Source organism: Kitasatospora sp. MAP12-44, from assembly GCF_029892095.1.
GTDB lineage: Bacteria > Actinomycetota > Actinomycetes > Streptomycetales > Streptomycetaceae > Kitasatospora.
The window spans coordinates 7622450-7639044 of the sequence record NZ_JARZAE010000004.1; the positions used below are offsets into that span (position 1 = coordinate 7622450).

Genomic DNA, 16595 nt, shown 5'->3' on the forward strand with positions numbered 1-16595 from the left:
GTACGACCGCCGGGCCCACCCTGGCGGGCGTACGGGGTCCATCGCGAGCAAAGCGAGACCCGTGCAGTAGTGACACGCGCTGTGCCGCGCACGTACTGTCCCCGGACCCGGCCACTCCGGACCGATTCGTTCGCTTTCCCACGGATTGAGGAAAGGCGCCATGCCGCCGTCCCATCGCCGCACCGCCGCATCGCCGCGCCCGGCCGCCGGCCCCGGCACGGACTTCGCCGAGGCGCTTCGCGCCGCCATCGAGGCGAGCGGACTCAGCCTGGAGCGCATCCGGTGTCAGCTGGACGCTCGCGGCATTCGGATCAGCACCACCACCCTGAGCCACTGGCGGCGCGGCCGCAGCCAACCGGAACGTGAATCCTCGATGCCCGCAGTCCAACTGATCGAGGAGATCCTCCAGTTGCCGCCGAGCAGCCTGAGCAGCCTGATCGGGCCGCCCCGGCCGCGCGGGCGCTGGGGGAAGGAGTCGTCGTCCAGGCTGTGGTCCCGGCCGCTCTGGCCGGCCGAGCTCTGGCCCGGCGAGCCGTGGCTGGCCGAGGTGGCCGAGGAGTTCGAGGCGGTCCCCGGCGACCACCTGGAGCGGCTCTCCGTCCATGACCTCTTCCGTTTCGACGCCCGGCGCGGCGAGTGCATCACGCGGACCGGCCAGGTGGTCCGGGCCACCGCCAACGGCGTCGACCGGTGCCTGGTGGTGTACGCCGCCGAGGACGCCGATGCCGGCCCGCCGGTCATCACCGCGCTCCACCACGCCCGGCTCGGCCGGGTCCGGACCCGGTCCGAGACCGGGATGGTCGCCGCGGAACTGCTGCTCGACGCGCCGCTCGCCGCCGGTGACACGGCGGTGTTCGAGTACGAGGTCCACTCCGCCGTCCGCACTCCGGTGACCCGGTGCGGACGCCGCTTCGCCGTACCGGTGCGGCAGTACCTACTCCAGGCCCAGTTCCCGCCGGGTGTCACTCCGGCGTACTGCTACCGCTACGAGGGCGATCCGGCGGCGGACACCGACCGGGAGCGCCGCGGGGTACGGCTCGACACCTCGGCGGCTGTGCACGCGCTCTGGCTGGACCAGGCACCGTCCCGGGTCGGGATCCGTTGGGAGTGGGACTGACGTTCGCGCCCTTTTCGGGTATCCGTGCCGCACGTCTCCCTGATTGATCACGAGTGCCGGCGGCCGCCAGCCTGGGCGGAGCCAGCACCGGCGCCGGCCGGGCCACGCCGCGAAATACCCATGTCACTACCCAGACCACTGCGCAGATTCCGGCCCGGCGGTACGCATGGATTCCCGCAGGGTCGGTGCGAGTCGTGACCTCAATCGGGCATGCGGTTCATTGATTCGCGGGCCGCTCGGATTTTCCATGGAAGTGCGCCGGAAAGCATGTCCCGCAAAACGGGGATTCGGCTGCATTCGGGCCGGAATCCACCGAGTGGGAGAGAGCGATGTCCCAAGCCGTAGCAAGAGAACGACGCGTCCGGACGGCGATGTACCTGCGCTGCTATCCCGCCGACACCTGGGGAATGGGCTGCCACCAGGACGCCCTGCGCAGCCTCGCCCACCAAGCCGGTCTGCCGGAACCCGCGCTGTATCTGGACAACGGCGCCCGGTCGTGCGAGGCACGGCCGGCACTGGAGGGACTGCTGGAACAGGCGGCCCTCGGCGTGGTCGACGTCGTGCTGGTGCCCGGGCCGTTCGTCTTCTCGCTGGACGACGGCGAAGCCGCACACACCGTCGAACGTCTGGTTGCGGCCGGCTGCCGGGTGCTGGAAATCCCCTCCCCCCGCCGCACGACCTGTAACGGAGTCTCCTGATGTCAGCTGACCTGGTACCTGCCGCCTATCTGCGGATCTTCCCCCAGAACTCCGGCGCCGTGGAGCGCCAGAGCGAGGCGATGCGCCGTTTCGCCGCCCGCCTGGGCGTGCCGGCGCCCACGTTCTACATCGACAACGGCTACCCGTCCACCGGCTCCCGCCCCGCGTTCGAGCGGCTCGCCCGAGCCGTCCTGGAGGGCTCCCACCGGCTGGTGATGGTGCCCGGCCAGTGGGTCTTCTCCGCCGACGACGCCAGAGCCGGCCTGGCGATCCGGCTGCTCAGCGCGGCCGGCTGCCGCCGGATCGTGCAACTGCCTTCGGCCGCGACCAAGCGGGCTCCCGCCACACCCGCGGCCAAACGCTGGGAGCGGTCGAAGGAGGCAGGCGCGGACGGCCGGGCGGGTCCGGCAGGTGTGCGCAAGCGCGGCCCGGCCGGCGGCCTGGAGGCGCTGCTCGACCGGCTGGAGATCCCCGTCGCGGGGCCGGACCCCGTCGGACACGACGTGGTGCGAGCCACCGCCGAGGAGGAGACGGTCGAGGCCGACCCGGTGAGCGGGGGGTACGCCGACAGTGCGATGTACCTGCGCTGCTTCCCTTACGACGCCACGCAGTTGGTCTTCCATCGGGCCGCACTGCGGCTCTACGCCCGTCAGCTGGGCGTCGCGGAGCCGGCCGTGTTCATGGACAACGGCTGCCCGTCCCGTGGCCCGCGCCCGGCGCTGGACCGGCTCATCCGGCTCGCGGCCCTGGGGAGCTTCCGTACCGTCCTGGTACCGGGGCCGTTCGTCTTCTCGCTCGATGACCAGGAGGCCCGGTTCGTGACCCGGCAACTCGGCGTCGTCGGCTGCCAGGTGCTGGAACTTCCGCCGGCTGCGAGGTGGTGAGTGCGATGCTGATCAGCTCTGATCCGGCCTGGCAGGAGTGGGTCGGCCGCACGATCGACCTGCCGGATGGCCGCCCGGCGACGGTCCGGATGGCCCGGCGCGAGCACGCCGCCGACACGCTCTGGGCCGTCGACGCCCGCGGCACGATGCACCGCCTCTCGCGCCACGTCGGGCCGCGTCCCCCGTGCACCCATGCCGACTCGGCCCCGAGGCCGGTCAGCTCACCACCAGGGTCAGGTGCCATACCGCACCCGAGGCCTGACGGCTCGTCAGCTCGGTCTCTCCCGCGGCGGTCGCGGTGAACAGGCCCGTCGTGGTGCCGACCGACGGAGTCATCACCCGGCTGTCGCCCCGGCGGACCCGCCCGCCCGGCCGAATCTCGATGGGTTGCCACCGCCCGGCCGGATCGGTGGCCGGGGAGTGCAGGAGTACGGCCACCTGTTGTCCGGTGCGCAGGCAGATGCGGGCACCGCCGTCCGCCTGGGTGAGGGTGCCGGCGGTGTGCGGCAGCACGGCTTCGCCGGCTGCCCGGCAGGGCCGCGCGGCCGGTGTGGTGGGCGCGGCGGCGTGGGCGACGGGGCCGGCGCAGCCCGCGGTCAGGAGCAGCAGCAGAGCGGCGCGGGCTGCGCCGGTGGTTCCGCGGTGGGTCACGGTGTGTGCCTCAGGTCGTCACGAAGGGACCGGGCGGGCGGGTGGCCGGTCGGCGGACCCGCCCGCCCGGAGCGGCTCAGCCCTGGTCGGTGGGCGAGTTGTAGTACAGGTCGCAGCCGCCGGCGCCGTTGGCGGCGTTGTTGCTCCACAGCGGTTGGACGGCGAACTTCTGACCGCCCAGCGTGACGAGGCCGTAGGTGCTCCTGTCCGACGAGCACTTGTCGGCGCTGTCCGTGCCGGCGTCGTTGTCGGTGGCCCAGCCGGTGGCGTTGGGCTCGACGATCGGGTTGGTGACGCTCTCGGCCCACTCGCGTCCGCCGACCTCGGTGACACCCTCGGTGGCGGGGTTCACCCCGCTGTCGCCCGGGTCGACGGCGTCGGCACCACAGGCGGCACCCGCGTCGGAGACGTACGGCATGTTGGTGTAGGAGATCTGGCTGCCGTCCGGCAGTGTCGCGCTGTCGTGCCAGGCGCAGTAGCCGCCCGCCGTGCCTGCGGCGAAGCCGGCCGGCACCACGCCGGTGGGTGAGTCGATCACGATCTGGGTCTCCGACTGGTTGAGGCCGAAGCGCAGGGCGACCTTGACCGCCTCGGCCTGGATGTCGGCGCTGCTCGGCGTCGCCGGCGCGGGTGCGCTGTCGTCGAGCCAGATGCCGAGCAGCGAGTAGAACGAGGCGCGTCCGGCGAAGTCGGTGGCACCCGAGCAGTCGGCGGATCCGGCCGGGATGCCGGAGCAATACTGGGTCACCGAACTGCTCCAGTTGTCGTGCGGGGTGCCAAGGCCGTTCAGGAAGTCCCGCTGCAACGGGGCTTCGCCGGCCGGGTCGTTGGTGATGCCGCCGCTGCCCCACTGCGAGCCCCAGTAGACGACGAAGACCCGCGGGGTGTGCTGGACCGGACCGCCGTGGTAGGTCAGTTTGCCGGTGTCGGCGGGGCCGGCGTCCGGGGTGGCGGCAAGGCCGGGCTGGGTCGAGAGGCCGAGCGCGGCGATGGCGAGGCCGACGGCGGCGAGACCGCGGCGGTACTTGGGGCGTGAGGACATTCTCGTCTCCAGTGCGAGTCGGGCCCGTCGACCTGAGTGGTCGCGGCCTGTGCCGCGATCGGTGACGGTGCCGACCACGGTCGCGACCGGAGAGCGGGCGAGCAATACGGATTTGCGGCACCACCCATACGCAAACAAATCCGGACCCGGCGGAACTGTATATGCACCGTGGAGGGAGACTTGACTGTTATTTGCAATCTTTTTGCTTGTTCTCTATATATTTCGCCGGTGATTTCGGTGAATTCTACGACCCTGCAAAGCCACACCAGTAAGGAGACATCGGTCATGACCGGTATCAACTGCCGCAAGGCCCTGACCCTGGCCACCGTCGCGGCCACCCTGCTCACCGCGGCACTGGCCGCCTCCGCCCCGACCGCCGCTGCCGCGGCCCGAGGCGGGTTCCCGCACTTCGACCACGGGGTGCGCGCCGACGAGTTCTGGGCCGGCTACACCGAGACCGGTGACACGTTCACCTCGGTCAGCGCCCAGTGGAGGGTGCCGAGCCTGGACTGCGACTCCACCCCCGACAGCGTGGTCTCGCCCTGGGTCGGACTGGACGGCTTCGACTCCGACACCGTCGAACAGATCGGCTTCGACCAGGACTGCAGCAACGGCAGGGTGAAGTACGAGCCGTGGGTCGAGATGTACCCGAAGCACTCGGTCTACTTCGACGAGACCATGGAGGCCGGCGACCACATCGCGGCCTCCGTCGACGTCGACGGCCAGGACTTCACGCTCACCGAGACCGACAGCACCCAGGGCTGGTCGAAGACCTACCACGAGACCGGCGACTACCAGCTCAACTCCGCCGAGGTGATACTCGAGGACCTCGGCAGCGGCATCCAGCCGGTCGCCGACTTCGGAGCGTTGAACTTCACCGACGCCACCGCGAACGATCAGTCGCTCGGCGATGCCGGCACACCCAACTCCACCGACCTCACGCGCAGCGGCACCCGGCTGACCGCCAACTCCCAGCTCGACGGCGACCAGTTCAGCATCAGATGGCGGCACGCCTGACTCCGGACGCCCGCACTGCCGGGATGTCCCCGAAGCCAGTTCCCCACTCGGCGCCTTGCCGCGAACACGTTCGCGACAAGGCGCCGACCCATGACCAGAGCCTGGAAGGTACCGGATGCGCGAAGGCGTCAACGAACGGAGACTACGGAGAGTGCTGGGATCGGCCGTCGACGGCCGGCCCGGCTTGGTGGTGGTCGAGGGGGAGGCGGGGGCCGGCAAGACCTGGTTCGTGCAGCGGCTGCTGGGCCTTCCGGAAGCCCGGGGCGTCGCCCGGACGGTCGTCCGGGCGACGCCGGCCGGCGCCGTGGTCCTGGCCGGTCCGGCGCAGCCGGCGCCGGCTCAGGACGGCTCGCTGCCCGGGCCGTTGTGCGAGCTGCGGGAGCTGCTCGACCTGCGGCCGACCGGACTGCTGGTGGTGGAGGACGTGCACCGGGCCGGGCCTGCGGACCGGGCCGAGCTGCGCGGGTTGCTCGAATACCCGCCGGACGGCCTGTGCATCGTGCTGACCTATCGGCCGGAGGAGCTGGCCGAGCCGGGCCTGGTGCTCGGCGCGGCGCTGGAACTGCCGGCGGAGCTGGCCACCCTGCGGATCGCACTGCGCCCGCTCGACCACCGCGAGGTGCGGCAGCTGGCCCTGGAGGCCATCGGCGAGAGCTGCTCGACGGAGTTCACCACCCGGCTGCACCAGCGTTCCGGCGGGGTGGCGCAGGTGGTCGTGGACCTGCTGGCCGATCTGGCCCCGGGGTCGGAGGCGGACTGCGAGCGCCTGACGGCACGGCAGGTGGACGAGGTCGTACTCCCCGTGCGGCCGGCCGAACTGATCCTGGGGCGCACCTGCGCGCTGGCGACGGCCCACCGGCCCATCGCCTGGGCGGCCGCGGTGCTGGACGAGCCGGCCGGGGCGGCCGCCCTGGCCGAGGTCGCCGGTATGCCGGGCGCGGCCGGCCACCTCGCGCTGCTGGCCGCGCTGCGGACCGCCGCACTTCACCAACTCGGCCAGGACCGCTACGGGTTCCGGGTCCCGATGGCGGCCACCGCGGTGTACCGGACGGTCCCCGGCCCGGCCCGGCAGGCCCTGCACAGCCGGGCCGCGGCGCTGCTGGAGCGGCGGGAACAGGTGCCCTGGGCACAGCTGGCCAGGCACCGTTTCGCCGGCGGGCGGAACTATGACTGGGTGGAGGGCGTGGCCAGGTCGGTCGAGGAGGCAGCCGGGACGGGCGCCCATGAGTCGGTGGTCACGCTCCTCGAAGAGGCACTCGCCGAGCCCGGCCTGCCGAACTCCGCCCGGCAGCGACTGGCCCCGACCCTGGCCCGCAGCGCAGTGTTGGGCCTCAGCTCGGAGCAGACGGCGGTGCTGCTGCGCCGCGTCGTCGACGAGGGCGCGCTGCCCGGCGCGGCCCGTGGCGAGATCCGGCTCGGGCTCGGCCTGCTGCTGCTCAACCATCTCGACCGGGGAGTCGAGGCCTATCGCGAACTGATCCGAGCAGCGGAGGAGCTGGAGAGTGACCCGGCGCTGGCGGCACGCGCGCTGGCGGCCCTCGGGGCGGTGGACGTGCCGGGCATCCCGGTGGCCGAAGGCCTCGACTGGCTGGCCAAGGCGGCGGCCCGGGCGGAGGAGAGCGGGGATGCCGCCGCCCGGACGGCGGTGACGGCCAACCGCATCAGTCTGCTGACCTCCGTGGGGGATTCCGCGGCGTGGCGGCTGCTGGAGGGGCTGCCGCAGAGCAGTGACGATCCGCACTGCCTGCACCACTGCGCCCGGGCGCTGTGCAACGCCGCCGGCGGCGCGTTCTGGCTGGGCGAGTACGGCCGCTCGGCCGACCTGCTGGCCCAGGCCTTGGAGCCGGCGGTCCGCAGCGGGTCGCGGCGGGTCGAGAAGCTCGTGCGGTGGAGCGCGGTGCTGCTGGACTGGGCCACCGGGCGCTGGGACGGCCTGGCCGCTCGCGCGCGGGCGCTGGTGGCCGAGGCGGAGAACATGCCGTCGGTCGTTAACGAGGCTCATCTGGTGCTCGGCGTGGTCGCGTTGGCGAAGGGCGACTGGGTGCAGGTCGGTACCTCGCTGACGCGACCGGACCGGCCGGGCGGCGACGTCCCGCAGGCGGCGGCGGCGGCCGGCGCCCGGATCCGCCTGGCGCTGGCCCGTGGGGACGTGCCCGCCGCCGCCGAACGGGCGGGCGCCGTGTGGGCCGCGCTGCGGACCAAGGCGGTGTGGGCCTGGGCGGCCGGCCCCGCGCCCTGGGCGGTCGAGGCGACCGTGTGCGCAGGCCGGCCGGACGCGGCCCGCGAGATGGTGGAGGAGCTGGCAGCGGGTATCGCCAGCCGCACCGCCCCGCTGGCTGATGCCGCGCTGACCTGGTGCCGGGGCCTGCTCGCCGAGGCGGACGGTGACCTGGCGCGGGCCGCGGAGTGCTACCGCGAGGCCCGGGTCGGCCACCTCGCTCTGCCGCGCCCGTACGAGGCGGCGCTGCTTGCCGAGCGGATCGCCCGCGTGACGCTGGCGGCCGATCGCTCCTCGCCCGATGGACTGGATGAACTACGCCTCGCTGAGGGTGAGTTGGAGAAGCTCGGGGCCTCCTGGGACCTGGCCCGGGTGCGGACGGCGATGCGCGGACACCCGTCGGTCGACCGTCAGCCGCTCGGCCGGCCTTCGTACGGGGATCGCCTCTCGCCACGGGAGCGGGAGGTCGCGGCCCTGGCGGCCGGCGGCCTGACGAACCGTGAGATCGCCACCACCCTGTACCTGTCCCCGCGCACGGTCGAACAGCACGTTGCCCGGGCGATGCGCAAGCTGCGGGTGGTCTCCCGCGCCGACCTGTCCGTCGGGGACGGTCCGGGAGCCGAGTGAATCGCGCAGTACGGAAGCCCGTCGGCACGGATACCCGGTCTTGTTCGACGAACAGTTGCGTAGTGTACGGGAGTTGACCGTTAATTCGGCGCGCTGCTTTGCTTCTGTTGCCCGGGGCGGCGCCGATTCGCAAGCCGTCCAGGTGGTGCGGGGGGATCGCGCTGACGATTGCTCGGCGATTCCCGATCCGCAGGCATATGACGTCTCATCGCCGTATTTCGGGGAGACGCACGTCCGCTTTCTGTCTTCGTGGACAGATCCGACCAAGGAGTCGAACACCAGTGCGCATAAAGAGCTTGTCCGCCATAGCCGCCGTCCTGGCGCTTTCGTGCCTGACGCCGGTGGCCGGTGCCGCCGCCGCGACCAGGTCCGACGACCCGTCCGCGGGCTCCGAGCAGCATGGTCTGGGCCTCAACATCTCCGCCCTGCGGGCCCAGGCCTTCGGCGCCGGCGCGCAGGAGGACACGGCGCAGGCGCCGTTCCAGCGCGAAGGCGCCGTGCCGTCGAGCGCGGACCTGACCCAGTACGCACCGACGCCCGGTGACCAGGGGCAGGTCGGTTCCTGCGTGGCCTGGGCCACCGGCTACACCGCGTACGGCCTCCTGATGAACGAGCAGCACATCAGCGGCTTCCCGACGGCGCCCATGTTCATCTACGCGCAGATCGCCCGGGGCAACGACCAGGGCACCTACGCGGGCGTCGCCCTCCCCATGGAGCAGGCGCAGGGGATCGACACCAAGTCCGACTACTGGCAGGGGGACTTCGACTACACCACCCAGCCCGACGCCAACGAGCGCGCGAACGCGGCGAACTACAAGCTGTCCGGCTTCAAGACACTGCCCGTCAGCGGCCCGGACGCCCGGGCTGCCATCGAGGACGCGATCTCCCAGGGCGAGCCGGTGCCGATCGGCTTCACGGTGCACCAGAGCTTCATGGGGCTGGATGCCCGGAGCGCGTCCACCTACAGCTACCTCCCGGGCGACTCCAGCAGCGACCCGGTGGTCGGCGGGCACGAGGTGACCATCGTGGCCTACAACGACCAGGGCGTGAAGATCGAGAACAGCTGGGGCAGCGGCTGGGGTGACGGCGGCTTCGTCACGGTGCCGTGGAGCTTCTTCAGCACCGGCGACGTCGACGAGATCCACGCCGTGGGCGGACTCGTCCAGAACTGATCCACCCGGCCCCTCCCCGGCTGTGCTGCCGGGGAGGGGCCGGCCCGCTCCCACAACCACGTTCTCGTTCGGAGAGGAATCCTCATGTTCGAGACAAGCTCCGCCCGTCTGCTCGCGGTGGCCGCCGGCCTGGCCGTCGCGGTGCTCGCCGCGCCTGCGGCTGCCGCCGCCACCCCGGCCGACACCGCCACGTCCGGGATCTGGGCCGGCTACCAGGCCGGCGGCCCTCCCGGCAGCTTCACCTCCGTCTCCGCCTCCTGGATCCAGCCCGCCGTGACGTGCGGCTCGCAGGACACCTACGCCTCTTTCTGGGTGGGCCTGGACGGCTCCGGCCCGCTGGAGCAGACCGGCACCGAGGCGGACTGCCTCGACGGCCGGCCCGTCTACCGCGCGTGGTCGGAGGTGCTCCCGGCCGCCGAGACGCCGTACTCGGTGACCGTCCAGCCCGGCGACCACCTGACCGGCAGCGTGGTCGACAACGGTGACGGCACGTTCACCATGACCGTGGCGGACAGCACCCAGAACTGGACGCAGAGCACCGTCCAGCAGGGGTCCGCAGGATCGCAGGACAGCACCGCCGAGGTCGTCGCCGAGGCACCCCAGCTCGGTGGCCGGCGGGCGAGGCTGTCCGACTTCGGGACGGTGAACTTCACCGGCGCCACGGCCAACGGCTCCCCGCTCGGCGGTTACTCGCCTCTCCAGGTCGTGATGGGCGACGGGGACGGAGGTACCGTGCTGGCACAGCCAGGCCCGATCTCCGCCGGGGACTTCGCCGTCACCTGGGAGAACGGCGGCTGACGCGCCGTCGGCCTCGCTCACGGCGCTCCGAGCGCGACGGTGACACCCGTGTCGCACAGGGCTCTTCTGGGGACGCCGAGTTTCTTCAAGGTGTCGGCGACGTGGTGCTCTGCGGTGCGCGGTGACACGCACAGGGCCTGGGCGATGTCCAGGTTGCTGGCGCCGTCGGCGAGGAGCAGTGCGACCTGCAGCTGTCGAGGGGAGAGCTGCCGGTCGCAGCCGCGTCGCCCGCGCGGGCGGGGGAGTGCCAGGCCCAGGTCGCGCAGGGTCCGCTGGCAGCGGGAGGCATCCGCGGTGGCGCCCAAGCGTGTGTAGACGTCGGCGATTCGGGCCAACTGCTGGGTCGCGGCGTGCGGTTCGGCGGGCAGCCTGGTGTGGGCGAGGTACTCGTCGGCCTGCGCGGCCTGGTAGGGCCGGCCGGCGGCCTGGTAGATCAGCTGGGCGCGCTGGAACTGCTCGCCGGCCGCGGCGGCGGCGCCGGCGTCCGCCAGCAGCAGTCCGTGGCTGAGGGCGAAGGCGGCGGCCGCGGCGGGGCTGTCGTGGCCGGCGGTGGGGTGTTCGGCATGGGTGACCAGTTGGCGGGCGGCCTCCTGGTGCCCGCAGGCCAGTGCGGCTCGCACGGCGACCGGGAGTACGCCGCCGACCCAGGGGCGCGGTGTGCTGGGCAGGACGTCCGCCAGCGCGGCCCACGCGCCGTGTGGATCTCCCTGGGCCAGCCGGACGTGGGCGATGCCCGCGATGGCGCTGAGTACCTCGCCGGCCTCGGGGGGCGGCTCCTCCAGGGCTGTGGCGCGGCCGAACTCGGCCAGGGCGCGGTTCCACTGCCCGCGCACCGCAGCCAGGTTCCCGCGGACGACGGCGGCGGCCCGGTCGACCCGTGGCGTGCCGCCGGCGTCCGCGGCGAGCGCCGTGACCCGGTCGGCCAGGCCCGTCCACCGGCCGGCCAGCCAGTCGAGGACCAGCAGGCCGGTGCGGCTGCGCAGCTCCAGGGCGGCAGCGCGGCTGTGCCCACCCATGATCTGACACTCCGTCAGAAGGTCGGCGGCGCGTTCGTCGTGGCCGTGCTCCATCGCGGCGACGCCGATGTCGTGAATCGCGCGGGCGTACTCCCGCAGTACCTCGCGATCGGCATCGGAGCGGGGCAACTGGTCGGCCAGCGTCCGGACGGCCGGGTCCCCGTCCCGGGCCATCAGGCCCAGCCGGGTGCCCCGCACCGCGGCGTGTGCCACGGGGCAGGACAGCGCCGCGACGGTCCGCTCGGCGTGCTGCAGCCACGTCCGGTACAGCCGGGGCTCGCTTCGGGCGAGCCCGGCCATGGCGCGCACGGCCAATTCCGGTCGGCCGGCCAGCTCCCGCACGGCCTGCCGCAGCTCCGGAGAGCCGGACCGGTCGGCCTGGTCGACCAGGACCAGGCCCAGGGCGAGCCGGATCTCCCCGCGGACCTCCACCGCGAGGCCGGGGTCGGCCAGCAGCCGGCGGAGTTCGTCGGTGTTGGGAGCGACGTCGTCGCCGTCCCGCGCGAGGCGGGCCAGCGCCAGCGCGCAGCGGGCCCGCGAACCGGGGTCGAGCTGCGGCTCGGCCAGGACGGCCCGCAGCAGCGGCCCGGCGGTGCCGCCGTCGCCCCGGGCGGCGGCCTGCGCGGCGGCGGCCTCGGCTTCGGGCAGCCAGTCGGCCAGGTCACCCAGCGCCTTCGCGTGGTAGGCGACCTGCACCAGCGGGGGAGCCGGCTGAGCACGCAGGACCTGGCGGGCGGTGCGGTGCAGGCTCTCGCGGCGCGGGCCGGGGATGTCCCGGTACACGGCCTGCCGGGCCAGGGCATGGCGCAGTCCGTACCGCCCCGGGACGTGCTCGTGCAGCACCGCCGCCTGCAACCCCTCCGCCAGTGCGGCGGGTCCCAGCGTGGCGTCCACACCGGCGACCTGCGCGAGCGTCCCGCAGCCGGCGGCGGTGCGGAGCACGGCGGCCGCGTGGGCGAGGGCCGTCGCCGCGGGGGACAGGCCCGCCAGCCGGCCCAGGATGGCCTCGGCCAGCGCCCGCGGCACCCTGGCGCGCTCCAGAGCCTCGACCACGTCGCCACCCGGCCGGCCCTGCCTGCTCCAGTCCGCCAGGGTGGCCAGGTCCTCCTGCACGACCAGCGGCAGCCCGGCGCTGCGCTCGAAGAGCGTGCGGGCGACGGCGGGTCCGGCCCAGGAGCCGAGGGCGGTGGACATGCCCTGTACGTCAGGTTCGGTCAGCGCCTCCAGGGCGATCTCCACGCCCGCCGTCCCGGGCGGACGGCGGTAGGGCGTGCCGAGCACCGGGGTGCCGGCCGGGAGGTCCTGGTGCCGGTAGGTCAGCAGCAGTCCGACGTGCTCCGGCACATCGCGGGCCAGCAGGAACAGCAGATCGCGGGTGGCCGGGTCGGCCCACTGCACGTCCTCGACGACCAGCACCACCGGGCCCAGCGCCGCCAGGATCCCGCGCACCGCGCCCACGATCTGGAAGCGGGCGGCGCGGTGGTCGGCCGGTTCCGGCGGCGCGGGCGGCAGGCGATCGGCGAGCCCGGGCAGCAGGCGGGCCAGCGCACCGGTCTGCGGGGGCAGCCGGTCCGGCGCGGACCAGCCGTCGGTCCCGGCGGACACCGCCTCCAGGACGGGCCCGTAGGGCAGCGACTCGCGCAGCGGATGACAGCAGCCGGTCAGCACCCGTGTCCCCTGCCGGCGCACCGCACCGGCGGCTTCGTGGACCAGGTGGGACTTGCCCACCCCGGCCTCCCCTTCCACCAGCGCCACGGCGGGCAGCTGGGACAGCACGTCGCGCAGTCGGGCCGCCTCGCGGCTCCGGCCGACCGTTTCCGCGCTCATCCGAAGCTCCCCTCGCCGACCGGCGCGGCAACTCGCGCCGCCTCCGCCGTCCGCAGCGTGGCGCCGTGGTCGCCGCCGCCGGCACCCTCCTCGCTGACGGTGCCGTTCGCGAGCGCCGCGACGATCTGCCGACCACGGCCGTGCTCGTCGGCCGCGCAGCTGCTGGTCCACTCCCCGTCGCGTGCGGCCGGGCCGCCGTCCATGACGTCGACCTGCAGCTCGGTGCGCCCGTCGGCCGCGTGGGCCTGCAGCCGCAGGGTGGTCGGCGGCAGCGCGTGCTCGACCGCGTTGGTGACCAGCTCGGAGACCACCAGGAGGGCGTCGAAGACCAGCTCCTCCGCGAGGCCCCAGTCGGCCAGCACCTGCCGCGCGTGGTGCCTGGCCTTCGAGGGCGCTGTGGCGTGGTGCGGCAGGCTGTACTCGTCGTGCTGCTCGACCACCGGAGCGGCACTCACGGGAGCGGGCTGAGCGGGGATCGCAGTCATGATCGTTCCAAGCTGTGAGAACCAACTGGTCATGTGATCAGTTCTATGCGGCGCCCGCGTCCGCGACATTAGGGAAACCCCCTAACCCCCGCCCTGGTATCCCCGACACTCTGCGTGAGTGACACCCGGAACGCATACTGGGTTGATGGAGTACAGCAGCGCGCTGTACGAGCGCGAAGCCGAGATCGACGCGCTGGCTGGCCTGGTCACCAGGGCCCGGAGCGGGCGGGGAGGCTTTGCTGCTGTCGAGGGGCTGCCGGGCATCGGCAAGAGCAGCCTGCTCGCCGCGGTACACGCCGTCGCCAGGAGCCATGAACTGTGGGTGGCCACCGCCCGCGGCATGGAACTGGAGAGCGACTTCGCCTTCGGCGTAGTTCGACAGCTGTTCGAGCCGCTACTGGCAGGGAGTGACCCTCAGCAGCGCCGGCAGCTGCTGTCCGGCGCGGCCGGCCAGGCCGACCCCGTCTTCGGGCCGGTCACGACCGGCGACAGCGCCGAGCACGACTTCGCCGTCCTGCACGGGTTGCTCTGGCTCACCACCAACCTGTCCGAGCAGCGGCCGCTGATGCTGCTCGTGGACGACATGCACTGGGCGGACGTCGCCTCGCTGCAGTTCCTGGCCTACTTACTGCCGCGGCTGGACGCGCTCGGCGTGTGCGTGGTGGCGGCCCTGCGGCGCGGCGAACCCGGCAGTGGGCGCCAGCTGCTGGAGCGCATCACCACCGACCGGGCTTGCCTGCTGCTGCGTCCCCGGGCACTGAGCCCCGCCGCGGCCTTCAGCCTGGTGCGCGGTGAGTTCGCCCGCGGTTCGCCGGCCGAGCAGGTCGACGACGAGTTCCTGGCCGCCTGCCACAGCGCCACGGGCGGCAATCCCCTGCTCCTCAAGGAGACGGTGGCCACACTGATGCTCGAACGCGTCGCGCCGCAGGCCGACAACGTCGGGCAGGTAGCCGAGGTCGGTCCGCGGGCCGCCGCCCGCTGGGTGTCGCTGTGGACCCGACGCCTCACCCCGGCGGCCCTGGCGCTGGCCCGAGCGGTGGCCGTCCTCGGTGGCGGCGTCTCCCTCGAACAGGCCGCAGCACTGGCCGAGCTGCCGCTGACCACCGCCATGCAGGCGGGCGCCGATCTCCGGCGGATCGACCTGCTGCGCGCCGAGCCCGGTCCGGGGTCCCGGACGGGGATCGGTTACACCCATCCCGTGGTCCGGGCGGCGGTCTATCAGGCGATGGCTCCCGAGGAGACCTGGGCGGCCCACCGGCGAGCCGCCGAGCTGCTCTTCCAGGACGGGGCCGAGGCCGAACAGGTGGCCGCGCACCTGCTGCGCTCGCCGCCCACCGGCCAGCCCCACCTGGTCCCGCTCCTGACGCGGGCGGCACACGAGGCGCGCACCCGCGGCTCCCCGCACGCGGCCGCCACCTATCTGCAGCGCTGCCTCGGCGAGGCGTCGGGCGACGACGACCGCCTGGCGGTGCTGTCCGAACTCGGCCTGACCCTTCAGCTGACCGACACCGAGGCCTCGGTGCGCTACCTGCGCCAGGCGCTGCCGCTCGCCCGGGACGGGCGCCGACACGCCATGATCGCCAGCCTGCTGGGCACCGGCCTGCTGCTGACCCAGCGCATTCCCGAGGCCCTCGACGTGTGGCGGCACGCCCTGGCCCTGCTACCGCCCGACGAGGCGGACCTCACCGCGAGGCTGCAGGCCGACATCCTGTCGATCCCTCTCCTGGAACCGGCCGGCCCCGGCCTGCGCCAGGACATCCTCCGCCAGGTCGGCCGGCAGCGGCAGCGGCAGCCGGGGCTCGCCCCGACCCCGGGCGGGCGGATCCTGGACTGCGTCATCGCCGGACACGACGCCATCGTCGGCGACCCTCGCGCGGTGCCGCGGGCGCTGCGAGCCCTGGAGGACAGCCGGCTCCTCGGGAAGGCCGTCGGCGTCACCCCCGCGGTCCTGGCCTGGTGGGTGCTGATCTGCGCCGACCGGCCCGAGGCGCTGGCCAGTCTGGACCTTGCGGTCACCCAGGCCTACCACGAGGGTTCGACCGCCAGCCTCACCTCCGCCCTCACCTACCGCGCCCTCGCCTGGCTGCGCCGCGGCAGCCTGGCCGAGGCCGAGGCCGACGCGATGGACGCCGTCTCGGCCACCGAGACCTCCGGCATCAGCCTGCACCGCCTCGTCCTCGGCCCGATCTGGGCCGAGGTCCTGATGGAACAGGGCCGGGTGCCCGAGGCCGAGAAGGCGCTGGAGTGGGCGCTGGAAGGCGACACGCTCCCACTGACCGGCCTCATCTACCACCTGCTGCTGCGCCGCGCCCGGCTCCTGCGCCTGCAGGGAGACATCGGTGGGGCCCTGGAGACCGCCCTGGCCGCAGGCGAGGCCTTCATGGCGGCGGGCGGCCAGAATCCCGCGGTCCTCCCCTGGCAGTCCGAGGCGGCCCTCTGCCTGCACCTGCTGGACCGGGACGCCGAGGCACAGGTGCTGGCCCTGGAGGAGCTGCGGCTGACCCGCGACTGGAGCGCGCCGCTGGCACGAGGCCGCGCGCTGCGGGTGGCCGGGCTCGTCCACCGCGGTGAACCGGGCACCACGTTCCTCGAACAGGCCGTGCAGCGACTGGAATCGACCCAGGCCCGCCTGGAGTACGCCAAGGCCGCCGCCGAGTACGGGGCGTCCCTGCGCCGCGGCGGCCGGCGCACGGACTCCCGGCGCGTCCTCACCGAGGCTCTCGACGTCGCCCGCACCTGTGGTGCGACAGCGCTGATGGAGCAGGTCCTGGCCGAGCTCAAGGCCGGTGGCGGCCGCCCGCGCCGACACATGGTCAGCGGATCCGAGTCGCTGACCCCCAGCGAGATCCGGGTCGCCGAGCTGGCCGCGGCCGGCCGGTCGAACCGCGAGATCGCCCAGACCCTGTTCGTCACGCCCAAGACCGTGGAGGCCCACCTGGCCAGCTCCTACCGCAAGCTCGGCATCACCAGCCGACGCCAACTCGCCGACCAGCTCCCGCCCCCGACCTCGACCTGAGCCCCCGTGAGCGAGACCGACAAGGAG

At 73.4% G+C, this 16595-nt stretch carries 12 protein-coding genes; 8 read left to right on the forward strand and 4 right to left on the reverse strand.

Going from position 1 to position 16595, the window contains the following annotated elements:
• Positions 1 to 160 precede the first annotated feature (160 nt).
• The 3 genes from P3T34_RS34760 (at position 161) to P3T34_RS34770 (ending at position 2699) form a co-directional block, all read left to right on the forward strand.
• The gene (locus P3T34_RS34760) at positions 161 to 1117 is read left to right on the forward strand and encodes a helix-turn-helix transcriptional regulator (RefSeq protein WP_280670038.1); all 957 of its coding nucleotides are present in this window, start codon (positions 161 to 163) and stop codon (positions 1115 to 1117) included.
• A 329-nt stretch (positions 1118 to 1446) separates the two neighbouring features.
• Positions 1447 to 1815, forward strand: a complete 369-nt coding sequence (locus tag P3T34_RS34765) for a recombinase family protein (RefSeq protein WP_280670040.1) — start codon at positions 1447 to 1449, stop codon at positions 1813 to 1815.
• Complete coding sequence (locus tag P3T34_RS34770; protein ID WP_280670041.1) at positions 1815 to 2699, forward strand: recombinase family protein; 885 nt, start codon at positions 1815 to 1817, stop codon at positions 2697 to 2699. Before P3T34_RS34765 ends, P3T34_RS34770 begins: the two co-directional genes overlap by 1 nt.
• A 216-nt stretch (positions 2700 to 2915) precedes the next feature.
• On the opposite strand, the gene P3T34_RS34775 is transcribed toward P3T34_RS34770, so the two are convergent.
• Together P3T34_RS34775 and P3T34_RS34780 are read right to left on the reverse strand one after the other, a co-directional pair.
• A complete protein-coding gene (locus P3T34_RS34775) occupies positions 2916 to 3350 on the reverse strand; it encodes a hypothetical protein (protein WP_280670043.1) in 435 nt (144 codons plus the stop codon).
• A gap of 76 nt (positions 3351 to 3426) precedes the next feature.
• Positions 3427 to 4392 (reverse strand): hypothetical protein, encoded by a 966-nt coding sequence (locus tag P3T34_RS34780; protein WP_280670045.1) that lies wholly within the window; start codon positions 4390 to 4392, stop codon positions 3427 to 3429.
• Between the two features lie 285 nt (positions 4393 to 4677).
• On the opposite strand from P3T34_RS34780, the gene P3T34_RS34785 reads away from it, so the two are divergent.
• From P3T34_RS34785 to P3T34_RS34800, 4 genes are all read left to right on the forward strand, one after another.
• Positions 4678 to 5409 (forward strand): G1 family glutamic endopeptidase, encoded by a 732-nt coding sequence (locus P3T34_RS34785; RefSeq protein ID WP_280670046.1) that lies wholly within the window; start codon positions 4678 to 4680, stop codon positions 5407 to 5409.
• Positions 5410 to 5560: 151 nt separating this feature from the next.
• A complete protein-coding gene (locus P3T34_RS34790; protein WP_280670048.1) occupies positions 5561 to 8254 on the forward strand; it encodes a LuxR C-terminal-related transcriptional regulator in 2694 nt (897 codons plus the stop codon).
• A gap of 281 nt (positions 8255 to 8535) precedes the next feature.
• Positions 8536 to 9426 carry a C1 family peptidase gene (locus P3T34_RS34795; RefSeq protein WP_280670050.1) on the forward strand — a complete coding sequence of 297 codons (891 nt, stop codon included), beginning with the start codon at positions 8536 to 8538 and terminating at the stop codon, positions 9424 to 9426.
• Between the two features lie 84 nt (positions 9427 to 9510).
• Positions 9511 to 10224, forward strand: a complete 714-nt coding sequence (locus P3T34_RS34800) for a G1 family glutamic endopeptidase (RefSeq protein ID WP_280670052.1) — start codon at positions 9511 to 9513, stop codon at positions 10222 to 10224.
• Positions 10225 to 10241: 17 nt separating this feature from the next.
• Here P3T34_RS34800 and P3T34_RS34805 read toward each other — a convergent pair whose 3' ends face one another.
• Positions 10242 to 13067, reverse strand: a complete 2826-nt coding sequence (locus P3T34_RS34805) for an AAA family ATPase (protein WP_280670054.1) — start codon at positions 13065 to 13067, stop codon at positions 10242 to 10244.
• Positions 13064 to 13552, reverse strand: a complete 489-nt coding sequence (locus P3T34_RS34810) for an ATP-binding protein (protein WP_280670056.1) — start codon at positions 13550 to 13552, stop codon at positions 13064 to 13066. Before P3T34_RS34810 ends, P3T34_RS34805 begins: the two co-directional genes overlap by 4 nt.
• Positions 13553 to 13697: 145 nt before the next feature.
• On the opposite strand from P3T34_RS34810, the gene P3T34_RS34815 reads away from it, so the two are divergent.
• Positions 13698 to 16568 (forward strand): AAA family ATPase, encoded by a 2871-nt coding sequence (locus P3T34_RS34815; protein WP_280670058.1) that lies wholly within the window; start codon positions 13698 to 13700, stop codon positions 16566 to 16568.
• Positions 16569 to 16595 lie beyond the last annotated feature (27 nt).

Excerpts from the sequence above, each read along its gene's own strand:
- P3T34_RS34760 (WP_280670038.1), top strand. The coding sequence starts at position 161 with ATGCCGCCGTCCCATCGCCGCACCGCCGCATCGCCGCGCCCGGCCGCC.
- P3T34_RS34765 (WP_280670040.1), top strand. The coding sequence starts at position 1,447 with ATGTCCCAAGCCGTAGCAAGAGAACGACGCGTCCGGACGGCGATGTAC.
- P3T34_RS34770 (WP_280670041.1), top strand. The coding sequence starts at position 1,815 with ATGTCAGCTGACCTGGTACCTGCCGCCTATCTGCGGATCTTCCCCCAG.
- P3T34_RS34780 (WP_280670045.1), bottom strand. The coding sequence starts at position 4,392 with ATGTCCTCACGCCCCAAGTACCGCCGCGGTCTCGCCGCCGTCGGCCTC.
- P3T34_RS34785 (WP_280670046.1), top strand. The coding sequence starts at position 4,678 with ATGACCGGTATCAACTGCCGCAAGGCCCTGACCCTGGCCACCGTCGCG.
- P3T34_RS34800 (WP_280670052.1), top strand. The coding sequence starts at position 9,511 with ATGTTCGAGACAAGCTCCGCCCGTCTGCTCGCGGTGGCCGCCGGCCTG.
- P3T34_RS34805 (WP_280670054.1), bottom strand. The coding sequence starts at position 13,067 with ATGAGCGCGGAAACGGTCGGCCGGAGCCGCGAGGCGGCCCGACTGCGC.
- P3T34_RS34810 (WP_280670056.1), bottom strand. The coding sequence starts at position 13,552 with ATGACTGCGATCCCCGCTCAGCCCGCTCCCGTGAGTGCCGCTCCGGTG.
- P3T34_RS34815 (WP_280670058.1), top strand. The coding sequence starts at position 13,698 with ATGGAGTACAGCAGCGCGCTGTACGAGCGCGAAGCCGAGATCGACGCG.